Origin of the sequence: Bradyrhizobium oligotrophicum, assembly GCF_051168495.1 — a bacterium.
Taxonomy (GTDB): Bacteria; Pseudomonadota; Alphaproteobacteria; order Rhizobiales; family Xanthobacteraceae; genus Bradyrhizobium; species Bradyrhizobium oligotrophicum_A.
In genome coordinates, this window is record NZ_JBNPVB010000010.1 from 187,210 (window position 1) to 201,951 (window position 14,742).

At 65.2% G+C, this 14,742-nt stretch carries 15 protein-coding genes; 7 read left to right on the forward strand and 8 right to left on the reverse strand.

The window, feature by feature from the left end; genetic code table 11:
• Positions 1 to 52 precede the first annotated feature (52 nt).
• From ACQR1B_RS20205 to ACQR1B_RS20215, 3 genes are read left to right on the forward strand one after another with little or no spacing between them, the layout of a single operon-like run.
• A complete protein-coding gene (locus ACQR1B_RS20205) occupies positions 53 to 694 on the forward strand; it encodes a hypothetical protein (protein WP_434833222.1) in 642 nt (213 codons plus the stop codon).
• Complete coding sequence (locus ACQR1B_RS20210) at positions 681 to 1,304, forward strand: GNAT family N-acetyltransferase (protein WP_434833221.1); 624 nt, start codon at positions 681 to 683, stop codon at positions 1,302 to 1,304. The genes ACQR1B_RS20205 and ACQR1B_RS20210 overlap by 14 nt, the downstream gene beginning before the upstream one ends.
• Positions 1,304 to 1,882: an isochorismatase family protein gene (locus tag ACQR1B_RS20215; RefSeq protein WP_434833220.1), complete on the forward strand. Its 579-nt coding sequence runs from the start codon at positions 1,304 to 1,306 to the stop codon at positions 1,880 to 1,882. Before ACQR1B_RS20210 ends, ACQR1B_RS20215 begins: the two co-directional genes overlap by 1 nt.
• A gap of 21 nt (positions 1,883 to 1,903) precedes the next feature.
• Here ACQR1B_RS20215 and ACQR1B_RS20220 read toward each other — a convergent pair whose 3' ends face one another.
• Positions 1,904 to 2,080, reverse strand: coding sequence for a hypothetical protein (locus tag ACQR1B_RS20220; RefSeq protein WP_434833219.1), 177 nt, complete (start codon positions 2,078 to 2,080; stop codon positions 1,904 to 1,906).
• Between the two features lie 28 nt (positions 2,081 to 2,108).
• Here ACQR1B_RS20220 and ACQR1B_RS20225 point away from each other — a divergent pair, with 28 nt between their 5' ends.
• Entirely contained in the window at positions 2,109 to 2,276 is a 168-nt protein-coding gene (locus ACQR1B_RS20225) for a hypothetical protein (protein WP_434833218.1), read from the forward strand.
• 91 nt (positions 2,277 to 2,367) lie between these two features.
• On the opposite strand, the gene rnd is transcribed toward ACQR1B_RS20225, so the two are convergent.
• Positions 2,368 to 3,516: a ribonuclease D gene (rnd, locus tag ACQR1B_RS20230; protein WP_434833217.1), complete on the reverse strand. Its 1,149-nt coding sequence runs from the start codon at positions 3,514 to 3,516 to the stop codon at positions 2,368 to 2,370.
• 412 nt (positions 3,517 to 3,928) lie between these two features.
• The gene (locus tag ACQR1B_RS20235; RefSeq protein WP_434833216.1) at positions 3,929 to 5,404 is read right to left on the reverse strand and encodes a protein adenylyltransferase SelO; all 1,476 of its coding nucleotides are present in this window, start codon (positions 5,402 to 5,404) and stop codon (positions 3,929 to 3,931) included.
• Positions 5,405 to 5,649: 245 nt separating this feature from the next.
• On the opposite strand from ACQR1B_RS20235, the gene aspS reads away from it, so the two are divergent.
• The gene (gene aspS / locus ACQR1B_RS20240; protein WP_434833215.1) at positions 5,650 to 7,437 is read left to right on the forward strand and encodes an aspartate--tRNA ligase; all 1,788 of its coding nucleotides are present in this window, start codon (positions 5,650 to 5,652) and stop codon (positions 7,435 to 7,437) included.
• Between the two features lie 176 nt (positions 7,438 to 7,613).
• On the opposite strand, the gene ACQR1B_RS20245 is transcribed toward aspS, so the two are convergent.
• Positions 7,614 to 8,201 carry a cytochrome b gene (locus ACQR1B_RS20245; RefSeq protein ID WP_434833214.1) on the reverse strand — a complete coding sequence of 196 codons (588 nt, stop codon included), beginning with the start codon at positions 8,199 to 8,201 and terminating at the stop codon, positions 7,614 to 7,616.
• Positions 8,202 to 8,760: 559 nt separating this feature from the next.
• On the opposite strand from ACQR1B_RS20245, the gene ACQR1B_RS20250 reads away from it, so the two are divergent.
• On the forward strand, positions 8,761 to 10,317 hold the full coding sequence (locus ACQR1B_RS20250; protein WP_434833213.1) for an ABC transporter substrate-binding protein: 1,557 nt from the start codon (positions 8,761 to 8,763) through the stop codon (positions 10,315 to 10,317).
• Positions 10,318 to 10,346: 29 nt separating this feature from the next.
• Here the strand turns inward: ACQR1B_RS20250 and ACQR1B_RS20255 are convergent, their stop codons facing one another.
• Positions 10,347 to 10,973 carry a LysE family translocator gene (locus ACQR1B_RS20255; protein ID WP_434833212.1) on the reverse strand — a complete coding sequence of 209 codons (627 nt, stop codon included), beginning with the start codon at positions 10,971 to 10,973 and terminating at the stop codon, positions 10,347 to 10,349.
• Between the two features lie 211 nt (positions 10,974 to 11,184).
• Here ACQR1B_RS20255 and ACQR1B_RS20260 point away from each other — a divergent pair, with 211 nt between their 5' ends.
• Positions 11,185 to 11,598, forward strand: coding sequence for a GNAT family N-acetyltransferase (locus tag ACQR1B_RS20260; RefSeq protein ID WP_434833211.1), 414 nt, complete (start codon positions 11,185 to 11,187; stop codon positions 11,596 to 11,598).
• Here the strand turns inward: ACQR1B_RS20260 and ACQR1B_RS20265 are convergent.
• From ACQR1B_RS20265 to ACQR1B_RS20275, 3 genes are read right to left on the reverse strand one after another with little or no spacing between them, the layout of a single operon-like run.
• Entirely contained in the window at positions 11,595 to 12,248 is a 654-nt protein-coding gene (locus ACQR1B_RS20265) for a TadE/TadG family type IV pilus assembly protein (RefSeq protein WP_434833210.1), read from the reverse strand. The two genes, ACQR1B_RS20260 and ACQR1B_RS20265, sit on opposite strands and share 4 nt — an antisense overlap.
• Positions 12,249 to 12,260: 12 nt before the next feature.
• The gene (locus ACQR1B_RS20270) at positions 12,261 to 12,821 is read right to left on the reverse strand and encodes a TadE/TadG family type IV pilus assembly protein (protein WP_434833209.1); all 561 of its coding nucleotides are present in this window, start codon (positions 12,819 to 12,821) and stop codon (positions 12,261 to 12,263) included.
• A 9-nt stretch (positions 12,822 to 12,830) separates the two neighbouring features.
• Positions 12,831 to 14,237: a TadE/TadG family type IV pilus assembly protein gene (locus ACQR1B_RS20275; RefSeq protein WP_434833208.1), complete on the reverse strand. Its 1,407-nt coding sequence runs from the start codon at positions 14,235 to 14,237 to the stop codon at positions 12,831 to 12,833.
• Between the last annotated feature and the right edge of the window lie 505 nt (positions 14,238 to 14,742).

The following is a 14,742-nucleotide window of genomic DNA, read 5'->3' on the forward strand; positions in this document are numbered from 1 at the left end:
CTCCAGCCCCGATTAGTATGATGACGTCATCAAAGCCAAGCTGGAAACATAGATGCAGATGCCGCACCGCGGAAGTAAAGAATTCACATTACGACATCAGCTGGACGCATTGCCGCCGACGGACATGATTGCCGCACATGCGGTCACGCCCGACCGGCTCGGCGAGCTCGCCGCGCTGGCGCGACGGGAAATACCGGGTGTGCGCGCATCCGAGCACGAACTCGCCGAGTTCTTGCGGCACGATCCGGACTCGATTTTCGTGCTGTGCCGCGGCCGGAGCCTGCTCGGCGGCATCGCCTTTCTCTATTTGAACTGCGCCGGCCTCGACGCGTTGCTTCTGGACGAGTTCAATCTGTACGATCCGCCGCGCAGATTCCTGGCGCGGCCGGATGAGGAGGTTGCGGCGATCTACGTCTGGGCGCTGGTGGCGCAGGGGCGCGGCGCCGTCGGCCTCGGCAATGTCGCGCAGGCGCTGCGTGGACCGCGATACCACGCCGCCGATTACTATGCGCAACCGTCGAGCCCGGAAGGGCGCGCGTTTCTCGGCGCGCTCGGCTTCGCGCCGCTTCCGAGTTTTCAGCCGGATCTCTGGTGGTATCAGCGGCCATGGAACCGTCTGCCGGAGGTGATCGCGCCTTCGATCCAATCGACCAGGAAGTTCTTGAAAGGGAGTCTTGCGGATGCACGGCATTAGTCCAGCCAGGACGGCGAAATCCAACCCGCGCGCAATCACGGTGCGCATCGCGCGCGATCCGAATGATCTGATGCTCGTCACGTCGATCCGCTCGGCGGTCTATCTCACCGAGCAGGATTGTCCGATGGAGGAGGAGTTCGACGGCAACGATCTGGTCGCTGCGCATTTCCTCGGCTTCGTCGGCAATCAGCCGGCCGGATGCGTGCGCGTGCGCTTCTTTGGCGAGTTCGCCAAGGTCGAGCGTCTCGCGGTCCGCCATCAATATCGTCGTTCGCGGCTGTCGTTCAAGCTGGTGCGGGAGGCGCTCGATTACTGCAGGCGCAAGGGTTTCAAGAAGGCCTACGGACATGCGCAGGATCGCCTCGTCGATTTCTGGGCCCATTTCGGCGCCAAGCCGCTCGGTCACAATCGCAAGCTCACCTTCTCCGACTTCTCCTATACCGAAATGGTGCTGGACCTCGAGCCGTGCGACGACGCGATCACGCTCGATAGCGATCCCTATATGATCATCCGGCCGGAGGGCGATTGGGATCGGCCCGGTGTGCTCGACATCTCGGCCGGCCGGCCGGCGTCCTCGCCCTTGCGCGACTTTGCGGCGGCGCGACCGTGATGTCGGGCCGCGATCTGTTCGGCGTGACCGAGACGGAGCCGCCGGTTCTGGTGTGCGCCGATCTGCAGTGCGAATATCTCGCCGAAGGACGCAAGCACCTGATCGCGGATGGCGACATCACCATGGCGCGGTGCGGCCAATTGATCGCGCTGTGGCGCGACAATCTCTGGCCGATCATCCATCTCAAGCGGATCGCGCAGGCGGCCTGGTTCAACCCGGCCTCCAACCTGACGAACTGGCTCGATGATTTCAAGCCGAAGCCCGGCGAGATGACATTCGAGCATCCGCTGCCGTCGGCCTACAGCTCGGCGCGGTTCGCCGACTACATGTCGAACATGCGCAGCATCCGTTGCGTCGTGCTCGGCTTCTCGCTGGACGAAACGATCCTCTCGACGGTCGTCGATGGCTACCACCGCAGTCATCGCTACCAGGTGATCGGAGATGCCGTGGCCTGCCGCAAGGCCTGTGTCGGCGATGTCGCCTCCTACAAGCTGGTCGTCACGCGGGTGATCGGCAATTTCGCCGGCGTGCTCGACAGCGCCGAACTGATCGGTGCGAGCGGGCGGCTCGCGGTCTGAACCGCGCGGGCTGCGCCGGCGTTAGCCGGCTGCGAGACGTTCCGCCAGATCGATGACCATGCGGCGGTCGGACGGGTTGCTGATCCTATTGAATGCAACTACCAGGCGCAGTGCCTCGACGACGTTCAAATCAACAGGATTCTTGCTCAACAACCGCAGCAGCTTCTGTTCCGGCGGTTCGCAATCGTCTTTGCTCACGCGGTGGCTCCAGGAACGAGAATGCGACATGACCCGAGAGGAAGAGCTCAAAGAGCTGGCGAGCAGCCTTCGGGCGGCCATCGCGAAAGCGCGCCAGCTCGACCTGCCGACCAGCGCCTACATTCTTTCGATGGCTCTGGTCGAAGTGTCCCAGACAATCGAGGCGGAGTTGAGGGGGAGGGCCGGCTCCGAATGACGTGCCGGCACCCTGCCGGCGCTGGACACAGCCTGCAATCAACTGTGTGAACTTCCTGGGTGCGGCCCGTCACCGAGGCGGTCGACGCCGGTCAGGGCCGGTCGACCCTGACCACGCGGCCCTTGTCGATCGCGAGCGCGAGCTGGCCGTGCTTCAACGCCAGTGCAGCCTCGCCGAACAGCTCCCGCCGCCAGCCCTGCAGGGCCGCGACATCGGCCTCGTCGTCGGCGGCGATCTGCTCGAGATCGTCGACGGTGGCAATCACCTTGCTGGCAACGGCGTGGCGCTCCGAGGTCATGCGCAGCAGCACCTTGAGCAGCTCGACGATGGCGGCGCCGTTGGAATTGTTGCGCGGCTTGTCGAGCTTGGGCAGCGCGGCGAGGTCGCGCGCAAGCCCGCGCTGCACCGCGGCGACGATGTCGGAGCCCCATTTCGAGCGTTCGAAGCCCTTCGGCAGCGAGCGCAGATTGCCGAGCTTCTCGATCGTGGTCGGAGCGTGGGTGGCGATGTCGCCGACGGCGTCGTCCTTCATGACCCGGCTGCGCGGCACATCGCGGCTCTGCGCCTCCTGCTCGCGCCAGGCGGCGACCTCGATCAGCACCGCGAGCTCCTTCGGCTTGCGCACGCGGGTCTTCAGCCGTTCCCAGGCGCGCTCGGGATGGAAGTCGTAGGTCTTGGGCGAGGTCAGGATCTCCATCTCCTCGCTGACCCAGTCGCTGCGGCCCCGCTTCTTCAGGTCGGCGTCGAGGGCGGCGAACACGTCGCGCAGATGGGTGACGTCGGCCTCGGCGTAGTGCGCCTGTTCCTTGGTCAGCGGCCGGCGCGACCAGTCGGTGAAGCGGTGGGTCTTGTCGGGGCGGTGGCCGGTGATGCGCTCGACCAGCTGGTCATAGGCAATGCTGTCGCCGTATCCCAGCACCATCGCGGCCACCTGAGTGTCGAAGATCGGGTGCGGTACGATGCCGGCGCGGTGCCAGATGATCTCGATGTCCTGGCGTGCGGCGTGAAAGACCTTCAGCACCTTCTCGTTCGCCATCAGCGCGAAGAACGGCTTGAGATCGATACCCTCGGCGAGGGCGTCGATGACCAGCGCCTCGTCGGGGCTCGCCATCTGCACGACGCAGAGCAGGGGGTAATAGGTGGTCTCCCGCAGGAACTCGGTATCGACGGTGATGACCGGGTGCTGGGCGAGGCGGGCGCAGGCGGCCGAAAGATCGGCAGTGGTGGTGATCAAGTCCATGAACGATCCATGACGGGGCACTTACGCCGTCGTCCGAAAACGCTGACAAGTCAAGGGTGTCGGCAAAGGGTAAGGGAACAAATTCGTCCCTCGCTTTTCTGCCCAATCAGGCCGGAACGCAAGCGCCACGGCGTCCGCGGATCGCCCCATGGTTGACGGTCGGCGCGCCGCGGCTCGGGCGGTCGTGCCGCTCAGTGGTGGCGGACGCGGCCCGAGGGCCGGCGCCCGGAGGGCGAGGCGAGCACGATCAGGCACAGCGCGACCATCGCCAGGCCCATGAATTCGAATACCAGCGCGTCCACCTGTGCGACCTCCCCCGACGTGTTGTTCAACTTGTCGGGGCCGTGTTGATCGTTTCTTAAGGACCCGATCGCCGTCAGGGCGATGGTGGATGCGAGGTTAAGACGGCGTGTCAGGTGCCGCAGAAGGTCTGCAGCACGCGCTCCTCCGGCTGCGGCGGCTCGGCATAGCCGGCGAATTCCGGCTGGTCGTCATAGGGCTTGGCCAGCACCGCATGCAGCGCCTCGAACGGCCCGTAGTCGTCGTTCTCGACCGCCGCCGTGATGACCGCCTCGATGCGGTGGTTGCGCGGGATGAAGGCGGGATTGACCCTGCGCATGGCCTCGCGGCGCTCGGCCGGGGACTGCGGCTCCTCCGCGAGCCGCTGCTGCCAGCGCGGCAGCCATTCGTCGAAGCTTGCCGGGTCCTCGAACAGGGCGCGGACCTCGCGCGCGTCGCCGCTGCCGGCGGCGTCGCTCAGTCGGCGGAACGTCAGGGTGAAATCCGCCTTGCTCGCGGCCATCGCGTCGAACAGTGCCTGTGCCAGCGGCTGGTCGCCCTCGCTTCGCGTGAACAGGCCGAGCTTGCGGCGCAGCCCCGCTTGGTGCGCCTCGGTGAACTGGGCGGCAAATCCGTCCAGCGCGGCCTCAGCCTCTTTGATCGCCTGGTCCTTGTCGTCGTCGAACAGCGGCAGCAGGCATTCGGCCAGCCGGGTCAGGTTCCACATCGCGATGCGCGGCTGGTTGGCGAAGGCGTAGCGGCCGAACTCGTCGATCGAGGAGAACACCTGCTTGGGGTCGTAGCCGTCCATGAAGGCGCAGGGGCCGTAATCGATGGTCTCGCCGGACACCGACGTGTTGTCGGTGTTCATGACGCCATGGATGAAGCCGACCAGCAGCCAGTTCGCGATCAGGCTCGCCTGGCGCGCGATGACGGCGTCGAGCAGCGCGTGATAGGGGCGCTCTGTGCCCGCGAGATCGGGATAGTGCCGGCTGATGACGTGGTCGGCGAGCCGGCGCACGGCCTCGGTGTCCTGGCGGGCGGCAAAATACTGGAACGTGCCGACCCGGATGTGGCTGGTCGCGACCCGCGTCAGCACCGCGCCGGGCAGCGCCGTGCCGCGATAGACGTGTTCGCCGGTGACAACCGCCGCCAGCGACCTGGTCGTCGGAACGCCCAGGGCCGCCATCGCCTCGCTGACGATGTATTCGCGCAGGACCGGCCCGAGCGCCGCCCGGCCGTCGCCGCGGCGCGAGAACGGGGTCGGGCCGGAGCCCTTGAGCTGGATGTCGCGGCGGACGCCGTTCCGGTCGACGACCTCGCCGAGCAGGATCGCCCGGCCGTCGCCGAGTTGCGGTACGAAATGCCCGAACTGGTGGCCGGCATAGGCCATCGCGATCGGCTCGGCACCCTCCGGCACGGTCTTGCCGGCCAGGATCTCGGCGCCCTCGGGCGTCTCCAGTGCGGCCGGGTCGAGCCCGAGCTCGGCGGCCAGCGGCCGGTTCAGCTTGATCAGGCGCGGCGCGGCCACGGGCGTCGGTGCCACCCGGGCAAAGAAATTGTCCGGCAGCGCGGCGTAGGAGTTCTGGAAGGGGAAATGCACGGTCATGGCTCCCAAGATAAGCGCGACGAGGCCGCTTTTCGAGCCCAAACGGCCGTCAGATGAGCGCTTCAGCGCCAGCTCATTTCGGCGGCAGGGGCCGGTTGCCGCGGCTTTTGCCGCCTCGGAACGGAAAAGGCCCGACGCGTCGGTTGCCGCGCCGGGACGGCTCGGCTAAACCCTGCGCGCATTCGGAAAAGCGCCTTTGGGCTTGCGCCGATTCCCTTTTCCTCACGACGACATTCAGGACGACCATGCATCGCTACCGGACCCATACCTGCGGCGCGCTCCGCGAGAGCAACATCGGAGAGACGGTCCGGCTGTCCGGCTGGTGCCATCGCATCCGCGACCATGGCGGCGTGCTGTTCGTCGACCTGCGCGACCATTACGGCATCACCCAATGCGTGGTCGATCCGGACTCGCCGGCGTTTGGCCAGGCCGAGAAGCTGCGCTCGGAATGGGTGGTGCGGATGGAGGGCAAGGTGCGCCGCCGCCCGGCCGGCGCCGACAACAAGAGCACCGACAATGACGATCTGCCGACCGGCAAGATCGAGCTCTACGTCGCCGACATCGAGGTGCTCGGCCCCGCCGACGAGCTGCCGCTGCCGGTGTTCGGCGAGCAGGAGTACCCCGAGGACATCCGGCTGAAATACCGCTTCCTCGACCTGCGCCGCGAGAAGCTGCACCAGAACATCATGACCCGCGGCGCGATCATCGACGCGATGCGCAGCCGCATGAAGGCGCAGGGCTTCTTCGAATTCCAGACGCCGATCCTGACCGCGTCCTCGCCGGAGGGCGCGCGCGACTTCCTGGTGCCGTCGCGCATCCATCCCGGCAAGTTCTACGCGCTGCCGCAGGCGCCGCAGCAGTACAAGCAGCTCTTGATGATGTCGGGCTTCGACCGCTACTTCCAGATCGCGCCGTGCTTCCGTGACGAAGACCCGCGCGCCGACCGCCTGCCGGGCGAGTTCTATCAGCTCGACGTCGAGATGAGCTTCGTCACCCAGGAGGACGTGTTTGCGGCAATGGAGCCGGTCATCACCGGCGTGTTCGAGGAGTTCGCCAAGGGCAAGCCGGTCACCAAGGGCTGGCCGCGGATTCCGTTTGCCGAGGCGCTGCGCAAATACGGCACCGACAAGCCGGACCTGCGCAACCCGATCGAAATGCAGGACGTCTCCGAGCACTTCCGCGGCTCCGGCTTCAAGGTGTTCGCGCGCATGCTCGAGGACCCGAAGAACCAGGTCTGGGCGATCCCGGCGTCGGGTGGCGGCAGCCGCGCGTTCTGCGACCGCATGAACTCATGGGCGCAAGGCGAAGGCCAGCCCGGCCTCGGCTACATCATGTGGCGCGAGGGCGGCGAGGGCGCCGGCCCCCTGGCCAACAACATCGGCCCGGAGCGGACGGCCGCGATCCGCAGCCAGCTCGGCACCAAGGAGGGCGATGCCGCCTTCTTCGTGGCCGGCGATCCCGACAAGTTCTGGAAGTTCGCAGGTCTTGCCCGCACCCGGGTCGGCGAGGAGCTGAACCTGATCGACAAGGATCAGTTCAAGCTGGCCTGGATCGTCGACTTCCCGATGTACGAGTACAACGAGGACGACAAGAAGGTCGACTTCTCGCACAATCCGTTCTCGATGCCGCAGGGCGGCCTCGACGCGCTGAAGACGCAGGACCCGCTGACCATCAAGGCGTTCCAGTACGACATCGCCTGCAACGGCTACGAGATCGCCTCCGGCGGCATCCGCAATCACAAGCCGGAAGCGATGGTGAAGGCGTTCGAGATCGCGGGCTATGGCGAGCAGGAGGTGGTCGACCGCTTCGGCGGCATGTACCGCGCCTTCCAGTACGGCGCGCCGCCGCATGGCGGCATGGCCGCGGGTGTCGACCGCATCGTGATGCTGCTCTGCGGCACCACGAATTTGCGCGAGATCTCGCTGTTCCCGATGAACCAGCAGGCCATGGACCTGCTGATGGGCGCGCCGTCGGAAGCCAGCCCGAAGCAGCTGCGCGAGCTGCACATCAAGACCAACCTGCCGAACAAGTAGTTCGGCAGACGGTCTCGCTTCGTCGATGTAGGGTGGGCAAAGCAGCCGCCGTCAGGCGGTCGCGTGCCCACCGTTCATCAGCGCATTCCGCTGTGCGATGGTGGGCACGGCGCCTCCGCAGATTGCCGTGAGGAGAGTGCAGCGGAGCGCCTTTGCCTACCCTACGGTTCTCTTCCTCACGCCGCCGAACGCCCCGGCAGCATCCGCGTCAGCACGCCGTCACGGCGAACGACGTGATGAAACAGCGCGGCGGCGACGTGCAGGGCCACGACGACCCACGCGATCCACTTGCCGACGATATGATGGATTGCGTCGACCGGCGGCTCGAACGCCTCCCAACTGATCCCCCAGTGCCCCGCGATCCAGCCGAACAGCGCCGTCTCGCGAAAGCTCGGCAGTGCGAACAGTCCGAAATCAGTCGGAGCATCGGTGCCGATGTAGCCGGTCAACGGCATCACAATGAGCAGCGCGTAGAGCCCCCAATGCGCGGTGTGCGCGAGCCACGCCTCGGCTGGCGATGCATGCGGCTGATCCGGCTGCACATTGACGAGCCGCCACATCAGGCGTGGCACGACGGAGAGGCCGACGAAGATGCCCAGCACCCAGTGGACGTTGAGCACGGGCAGCGCTTCGGGCGCATTGTCGTCCATGAACCAGATGACGTAGTACACGACGGCATAGGCCGCGATGAACGCCGCCGCGCTGCTCCAATGGAAGAACTTGGCGATCCCGCCGAACTCCAGTTTGGTATTCTTCCAAGGCACGAAACATCCTTTCCAAGGTTCGCAGCACGGTGGCGGTGGCGGACTGCTGCTATCGTCAAAGCCGGCGCCAGGCCAGCGGAATGCGGCGCGCCGAACGGCTGCTCTCGTCAATTCGATCTCACCGGATTGTCATCGTCCCTGGCCGCGGTAAGGCGTCGGCGACCGGCGCAAGGTGACCCGACCCTCAAGGTCGACACCCGCATTTGATGGTCTCGCGCTAGCGACGGTTAACACTGCAAACAACTTCTCCAACCTGATTCCAAGGCGGCGCCGGGCCGGTCGCAGCCCCGCATCCATGTCGCTCGCGGCGCATGAATCCGACCGTCATGCAAAGCGGCAAACCATTGTTTCTGAGCGACAATCGATTGCCTCGGTTGTTAGTTCGACGGCCTGCGGACGCGGCGGTCAAAGCAGCTGCGCGATCCGGTTCGTCGCGCGTTTCAGGCCGTTCCGATCGAATGAAGGGAGTTGCGGTGTCATGCAACCTGTCCTTATGAAAGTACCTGTCTTGCTCATGTTGTGAACATCGCCAACCAATCAGAAGAAAACGGATAACCAAATGACCGTTCGCTGGTGCGCGCTCCTTCTCGGAACCTGTCTCTTCGTACCTACCGCCTCCGCCCTCGCCATTTCCCCCGATGCCGTTCGTGATCTCGCCTCGCGCGTCGGCCCCGTCGTCGGCCAGGCAGCGACCTGCCGGGACATCGCCCAGGGGCGGGTCCAGACCATCATCGATCAGTTCGGCGAGGTGATCCGCCAGGCCGCGACGGGCAACGGAGAGCGTGATCAGCTCATCCGCAGCTTCAACAACTACATCGCCGAGGGCCGCGGCCGGATCGCATCCTCGCAGGTGACCTGTCAGGCCGCCGAACGGCAATTGGCGGAGCTCGAGCGGTCGCTCTCGCAGCAGCAGTCGTCGGCCCCGACGATGTCCTTCGCGCTGGCGCCCTCGGCCGCCATGGCGGCGACGCAGCCCACGGCGAACCTTCCGGCACCGCTGCCGCACGGCGTCAGCGACACCGAGATCCGTTTCGGCACCGTGATCCCGTTTTCCGGAGTCCGCAAGGAGTCGGCACGCCAGATGAAGGTCGGCATCGAGACGGCGTTCAACCGCGCCAACGATGCCGGCGGGATCAACGGCCGCAAGCTGCGGCTGATCGCGGCCGACGATGGTTACGACCCGACCCGGACGCTGGGCGCGATGACGCAGCTCTACGAGAAGGACCGGGTGTTCGGCTACATCGGCAACATGGGCACCGCCAACAACGCGGTGGCGATTCCTTACGCGCTCGAGCGGCGCGCGCTGTTCTTTGCGCCTTACAGCGGCTCAGCCGTCGTCCGCCGCGATCCGCCCGACCGCTACGTCTTCAACTATCGTGCGAGCTACGCCGAAGAGACCGCGGCGATCGTGCGCTATCTGATGAAGGTCAAGCGCATTCCGGCGAAGCAGATCGCGGTGTTCGCGCAGAATGACGCCTATGGTGACGACGGCGCCAACGGTGTCGCCAAGGCGTTCCGCGCGTTCGGCATCACCGATCCGATCATCCGCTACGGCTTCCCGCGCGGCACGCTGGATGTCGATGAGGCCGTCGGCAAGCTGAAGGCTCAGACCAAGCCGGCGATCAAGGCCGTGATCATGATCGCGACCGACCGCGCGGCGGCTAAATTCATCGAAAAGACCCACGAGGCGGTTCCCGGGCTGATCTACGCCAACATCTCGGCCGTCGGATCGTCGTCGCTCGCCGCCGAGCTGAAGCTGCTCGGCAGCAAATACACCAATGGCGTCATCGTCACGCAGGGCGTTCCCTCCGTCGCCGGCTATTCGAGCCTGGTGCTCGACTACAAGACCGCGCTGGATAAGTACTTCCCGGGCGAGGCGCCGGACTATACCTCGCTCGAGGGCTTCATCTCCGCGAGCATCCTGATCCAGGCGCTGAAGCAGACGACGCCGCTCGACACCGAGCGCCTGGTCGACACGCTGGAGTCGATGAAGAGCATCGATCTCGGCCTCGGCAGCACGCTCTCGTTCGGACGCGCCGAGCACCAGGCTTCGCACAAGATCTGGGGCACCGCGCTCGACGAGACCGGCACCTACCAGGCGATCGAGCTGGAGTAGGGGTGACGTTGGGGCGCGGCGAGCAGAGTTCAGCTCGCCCGCCGCGCAAACAGCAGCGCTCCGCCGAGCCCGCAGGTAACCGCGCCGGAGGCCTGCCGCAGTCTGACCACGAGGCTCGGCCTGCTGACCAGGCCACGACGCGCCCGGGCGGCCCAGAGCGTCACGATCAGGTCGACGCCGGTGTTCAGCGTCACCGAGATCAGCCCGAGCAGGATGAACTGCGCGGCGACGTGGCCTGCGGGATCGACGAATTGCGGGATGAAGGCGAGGAAGAACGCCGCCGTCTTCGGATTGAGTGCCTCGACGATGATGCCGTCGCGAAACGCGCGCCGGCTGCCGGTGGTCGCCACCTCGGCCGGCTCGGTGACGCGCGCCTCGCGCCACGTCTTCACGCCGAGCCAGATCAGATAGACCGCGCCCGCGATCTTCAGCACCGTGAAGCCTTGCGCGCTCGCCATCACCAGCGCCGACAGCCCGAACGCGCCGGCGAACACGTGCACCAGGCCACCCAGCCCGAGGCCGACGCTGGACGCCAATCCCTCCGCTCGGCCGCCCGCGAGCGTCCGCGCCACGATGTAGAAGATGCCGGGCCCGGGCGTCAGCGCGACGACGAGGGCGGCGGCGAGGAACAGGGGAAGGGTGTGGAGGTCGGGCATGCGGCGTCTTTGTCACGAGGATGTCGTGTCTTCTAGGGCAATGGGCCGGACGAAGCAAAGAGGCCTCAGCTTGGACTGTCCTCACGCCCGCGCGGAGTCGTTCGGCCGATCCAAATGCGCTATGGTGACTCGTCGAATGATGGAGATGAGCTGTCGGCTCTGAATGTTGACGGTCTCATCAGAAGACCCCGGATCTGCCGAGGCGGACGGGTTGATCGCGGAGCTGTCGGCGACGCTCGCGCGCATCACCGGCGATAGCGGCCGGTCGTCCTTCGATCCGGACGACGTGCGCGGCGCGAGGGCATGTTTCGTGGTCGCGCGCGATGCGCAGGGGCGGGCCATTGGCTGCGGCGCATTGCGGCCGCTGGAGGCTGATATTGCGGAGGTGAAACGGATGTACGCGCGGCCGGGCACACGCGGCGTCGGCGCGGCGATCCTCACGCATCTCGAGACGGCAGCGGCCGGCTTCGGCTACGACGCGATCCGGCTGGAGACGCGACTCGTGAACGCGCGGGCCGTCGCGTTCTACGAACGAAACGGCTATTGCCGGATTCCGAACTACGGCAATTATGTCGGCCGGCCCGAAGCCGTCTGTTTCGAGACGCGGCTGGTCCGCCCTCGCTAGCAGGTCTTCAGTCGCATATGCTGGATGCAGGTGCAGGTCGCTGACGCCGGATATTTGACGTCGTAGTACGGAAAGCTCGACGTCGCCGGGCTGTTCGTCGAACAGCGCGGAAACAGGTAGTAGCTGTCGGAAATCGTCACCGGACCCGTCACGCCCGATCCGAGATTGGGCCTGTAGTTATACGACACCTCGCCCAGAATGAGGGAGATGTTGGCGTTGGTCGGACTCGTGGTGGTGAAGGCCGACAGCGTCATCTTGTCGCCTTTTTTTCGCTTGCTGGCCGCGACGGTCGACTCGCTCCATTGCACCGTTGCGTTGCCATCCTTGTCGGTCGAGATCTCGGAGACCGTGACCGTCATGAGCGAGTTGCCCTTGTCGTCCTTGACCGCGTAGGGGGCCATGATCGCCGTCGACGCCTGCAGGATGCCCAACATCTGCGTTGCGGTGATCTGTGTGTTCTGCGACACCATGTCGGCGACGCTATGCGAGGTTTCGCTGACCTTGACGCCGATCGCGAGCCCGTTCCCGAGTTCGACGCCACCGAGATACAGAGTCAGCATGAACGGCAACACGATTGCGAACTCCGTCGCGGCAACCGCATCGGTATTGGTCCGGAGATTGCGCACGCGTGGTGACAGGCGGGCGAGCATGTCCTGATCCTTCTAGGGCTCATTCTGAAATGCGGCTGAGGCCATGATCAGCCGGTTGCCGTTCGACAGATTCGACAAATTGAAGCCGAGCGGTCCGAGCATGACCGGCCAGACGTACATCACCCGGAGCACGACGATGTCGCCGGCGCTTCCGGGTTTGTATTGCCAGACGTTGGTGACGGCGCCATGGCTGTCGAACGTCAGCGTCGGCGTAGCCGTATTCGCAGACGACCATGCCGTCGCGACCTGCATGTCGACCATCAGGCCGTCGCAGGTGAAGAAGATGCGGACCTGATCGCAGACCTTCTGCTTGAAGGCGTCCTTGTCCAGGTTCTGCGCCTGCACCTGCCCGGTCATGACGAGGCGGCCCGATTGGCGTACGACGGCTTCGAGCAGCTCCTGGGCGAAGAAGACCAGGAACGTCTGCAGCAGCGCGATGATGAGCGCCAGAAACGGCGCGGCGACGAGCGCGAACTCGACCGCCGTGGCCGCCCTGCTGTCCCGGACGAAGGCGGTGAAGCCGCCCGATCCGTCCTTCGATCCGTCCTTGGCCGCCGCTTCGGTTTGAATCATGGCTGGATCTCACTGCACCAGGCTGGCCGTGTTGGATGCGACTTTCAGGAAGAGATTGGTCAGGGCCGCCGAAATGTCGCCGCCGTTCTGGACGGTCGCGTACAGGCCGGGTGAGGCACAGGATTGCAGTTGCGTTGCGATCGACCCGGTCAAGGAGGACGGCTTGTTGAACTGCGCGATGCGGCTGTTGTACCAACTGTCGTTCAACTGCAGATATTCGGTGTAGAGGATCGCGATCTTGATCTTCCTGTCCTTGATCGTTTTGCAGATCGCCGTGTTGAGCGGCTGTTGGCAGCGGACCTGAGAGCCGGCCGCCGGGAGCGGATAGGTCGCCTTCGAGTCGCAAGTATCGGTCTTTGCGATCAGCTTGTCTTCGACACCGTCGGTGACGAGGAAGATCACCTCCTGTGGCGTATCCTTTGACTGGTTTGTGCCGGTGCCCGGGTCGGGCATGATCTTGTTGACGCCGCTGAGCGCGCCGGCAATGTCCGTGCCGAAATCGGTGTTGCAGATCGCGGTCGTGACGCAGTTCTGGTGGTCGACTGTCATCAGCTGGATCTTCGAGATCTGCGTGCCGGCGGTGGAGGGCGTCGTCAGCGTCTGGATCGTGTTGAGATTGTAGTCGAAACTGTAGATGGCCGCCTTATAGGTCGTGTTGTTGATCGCGGACATGCATTGCATGACGCCGCCGGAAACGCTGGCCTGCGGGCACGACCACGGGCCGACGAGCAGCTGCTTGACGGCATTCGATACCAGATCGATCCGCAGCGTGACGTTGTTGGCGCGCGCGATACTGAGATTGTCCTGTGTCGATGCGCTTGCACCGCTGTCGAGGTTCGGATGCACCTCATGGCAGGCGAAGGCGCAGTTCTTCGAACCGCCGGGCTGCTTTGCGGTCTTGGCGGTGAGCAGATCGATGTCGTCCTGGGTTGCGGCGATCGCCATCGACGGCGAATCGTCGAGCAGCAGGTAGAAATTCATGTTGGGTGCGCTCGATGCCTGCGCCGTCGCCGCGCCCTTGACCTGCCAGGACGGGCTGCCGAGAACCGAGGGAAAATTGTTGATCGACTGCGCGGTGTAGGACACGGTGATCGTCCGCTGGAGGCCGGAGTCCGTGACCGTGATGACCGGCGTCGGCACCGCCGTGAGACCGGGCATGTTGGCCTTGGCTGCGAACACCGCGGCCGCGGTTGCCTTGACGTCGGTGATGTTCGTTTCGGTCAGCATCGCCGGCCTGACGGCCGCAATCGCCGCAGCATCGGCGGCCGCGTCGAGCTGGCTCTGCTTGCGCAAGGCCTTGGTGTAGTCGAGCGCCATGCCGAGCAGATAGATGGTCGGCACCATCGCCAGCGCGAAGATGATCGCGACGTTGGCCGAGCGGTCTCTTGCGAAGCGACGTCGCAGGCCGTTGAGCATGACCCTCACCCTTGTTTCGCCGCGGCGGCCGCTTTCGCACCCCTGGGTGAGCCCGTGACCCCGGACGGTCGATCCGACCAGGAGGCCCCTCGTTCATTTCCGATTGTTTCCCGTAGTTTCCACGATAGAGGGTATCGGGTTAAGCAAAGATTACTGTATCCCGATAATGCAGCCTGAACGTGTGGTGCATCCGTGCCGATAGGTAGCTCCCGCCAATTCCTCACGATGTTGCGTCGGGTCCTTTCGGGCCGATGATGTCCGTCGTTCGGGCCGCGCCAACCCGTCGGCCGGGATGAGGCGCGGACGTCCGTTCGAACGTTCGCCCTGGCTGGCTTGGATGAGATAAGGAGAAGCGGGCTGCGTTCGGTCGCGGAGTTTGCCCGACGGGCATTCCTCGCAATGCCGGCATGCACGCACTGCCCGTCGTGTTAGTTTGCCGCAGCAACAGGGCTTGCACCGTCGGCCAAATCACCTTCACATTTCCGGCCATCCCGCCTCGATGAAG

Excerpts from the sequence above, each read along its gene's own strand:
- ACQR1B_RS20255 (WP_434833212.1), bottom strand. The coding sequence starts at position 10,973 with ATGCCCGACCTCCACACCCTTCCCCTGTTCCTCGCCGCCGCCCTCGTC.
- ACQR1B_RS20265 (WP_434833210.1), bottom strand. The coding sequence starts at position 12,248 with ATGCTCGCCCGCCTGTCACCACGCGTGCGCAATCTCCGGACCAATACC.
- ACQR1B_RS20210 (WP_434833221.1), top strand. The coding sequence starts at position 681 with ATGCACGGCATTAGTCCAGCCAGGACGGCGAAATCCAACCCGCGCGCA.
- ACQR1B_RS20275 (WP_434833208.1), bottom strand. The coding sequence starts at position 14,237 with ATGCTCAACGGCCTGCGACGTCGCTTCGCAAGAGACCGCTCGGCCAAC.
- rnd (WP_434833217.1), bottom strand. The coding sequence starts at position 3,516 with ATGGACTTGATCACCACCACTGCCGATCTTTCGGCCGCCTGCGCCCGC.
- ACQR1B_RS20205 (WP_434833222.1), top strand. The coding sequence starts at position 53 with ATGCAGATGCCGCACCGCGGAAGTAAAGAATTCACATTACGACATCAG.
- aspS (WP_434833215.1), top strand. The coding sequence starts at position 5,650 with ATGCATCGCTACCGGACCCATACCTGCGGCGCGCTCCGCGAGAGCAAC.
- ACQR1B_RS20250 (WP_434833213.1), top strand. The coding sequence starts at position 8,761 with ATGACCGTTCGCTGGTGCGCGCTCCTTCTCGGAACCTGTCTCTTCGTA.
- ACQR1B_RS20270 (WP_434833209.1), bottom strand. The coding sequence starts at position 12,821 with ATGATTCAAACCGAAGCGGCGGCCAAGGACGGATCGAAGGACGGATCG.
- ACQR1B_RS20225 (WP_434833218.1), top strand. The coding sequence starts at position 2,109 with ATGACCCGAGAGGAAGAGCTCAAAGAGCTGGCGAGCAGCCTTCGGGCG.
- ACQR1B_RS20215 (WP_434833220.1), top strand. The coding sequence starts at position 1,304 with ATGTCGGGCCGCGATCTGTTCGGCGTGACCGAGACGGAGCCGCCGGTT.
- ACQR1B_RS20235 (WP_434833216.1), bottom strand. The coding sequence starts at position 5,404 with ATGACCGTGCATTTCCCCTTCCAGAACTCCTACGCCGCGCTGCCGGAC.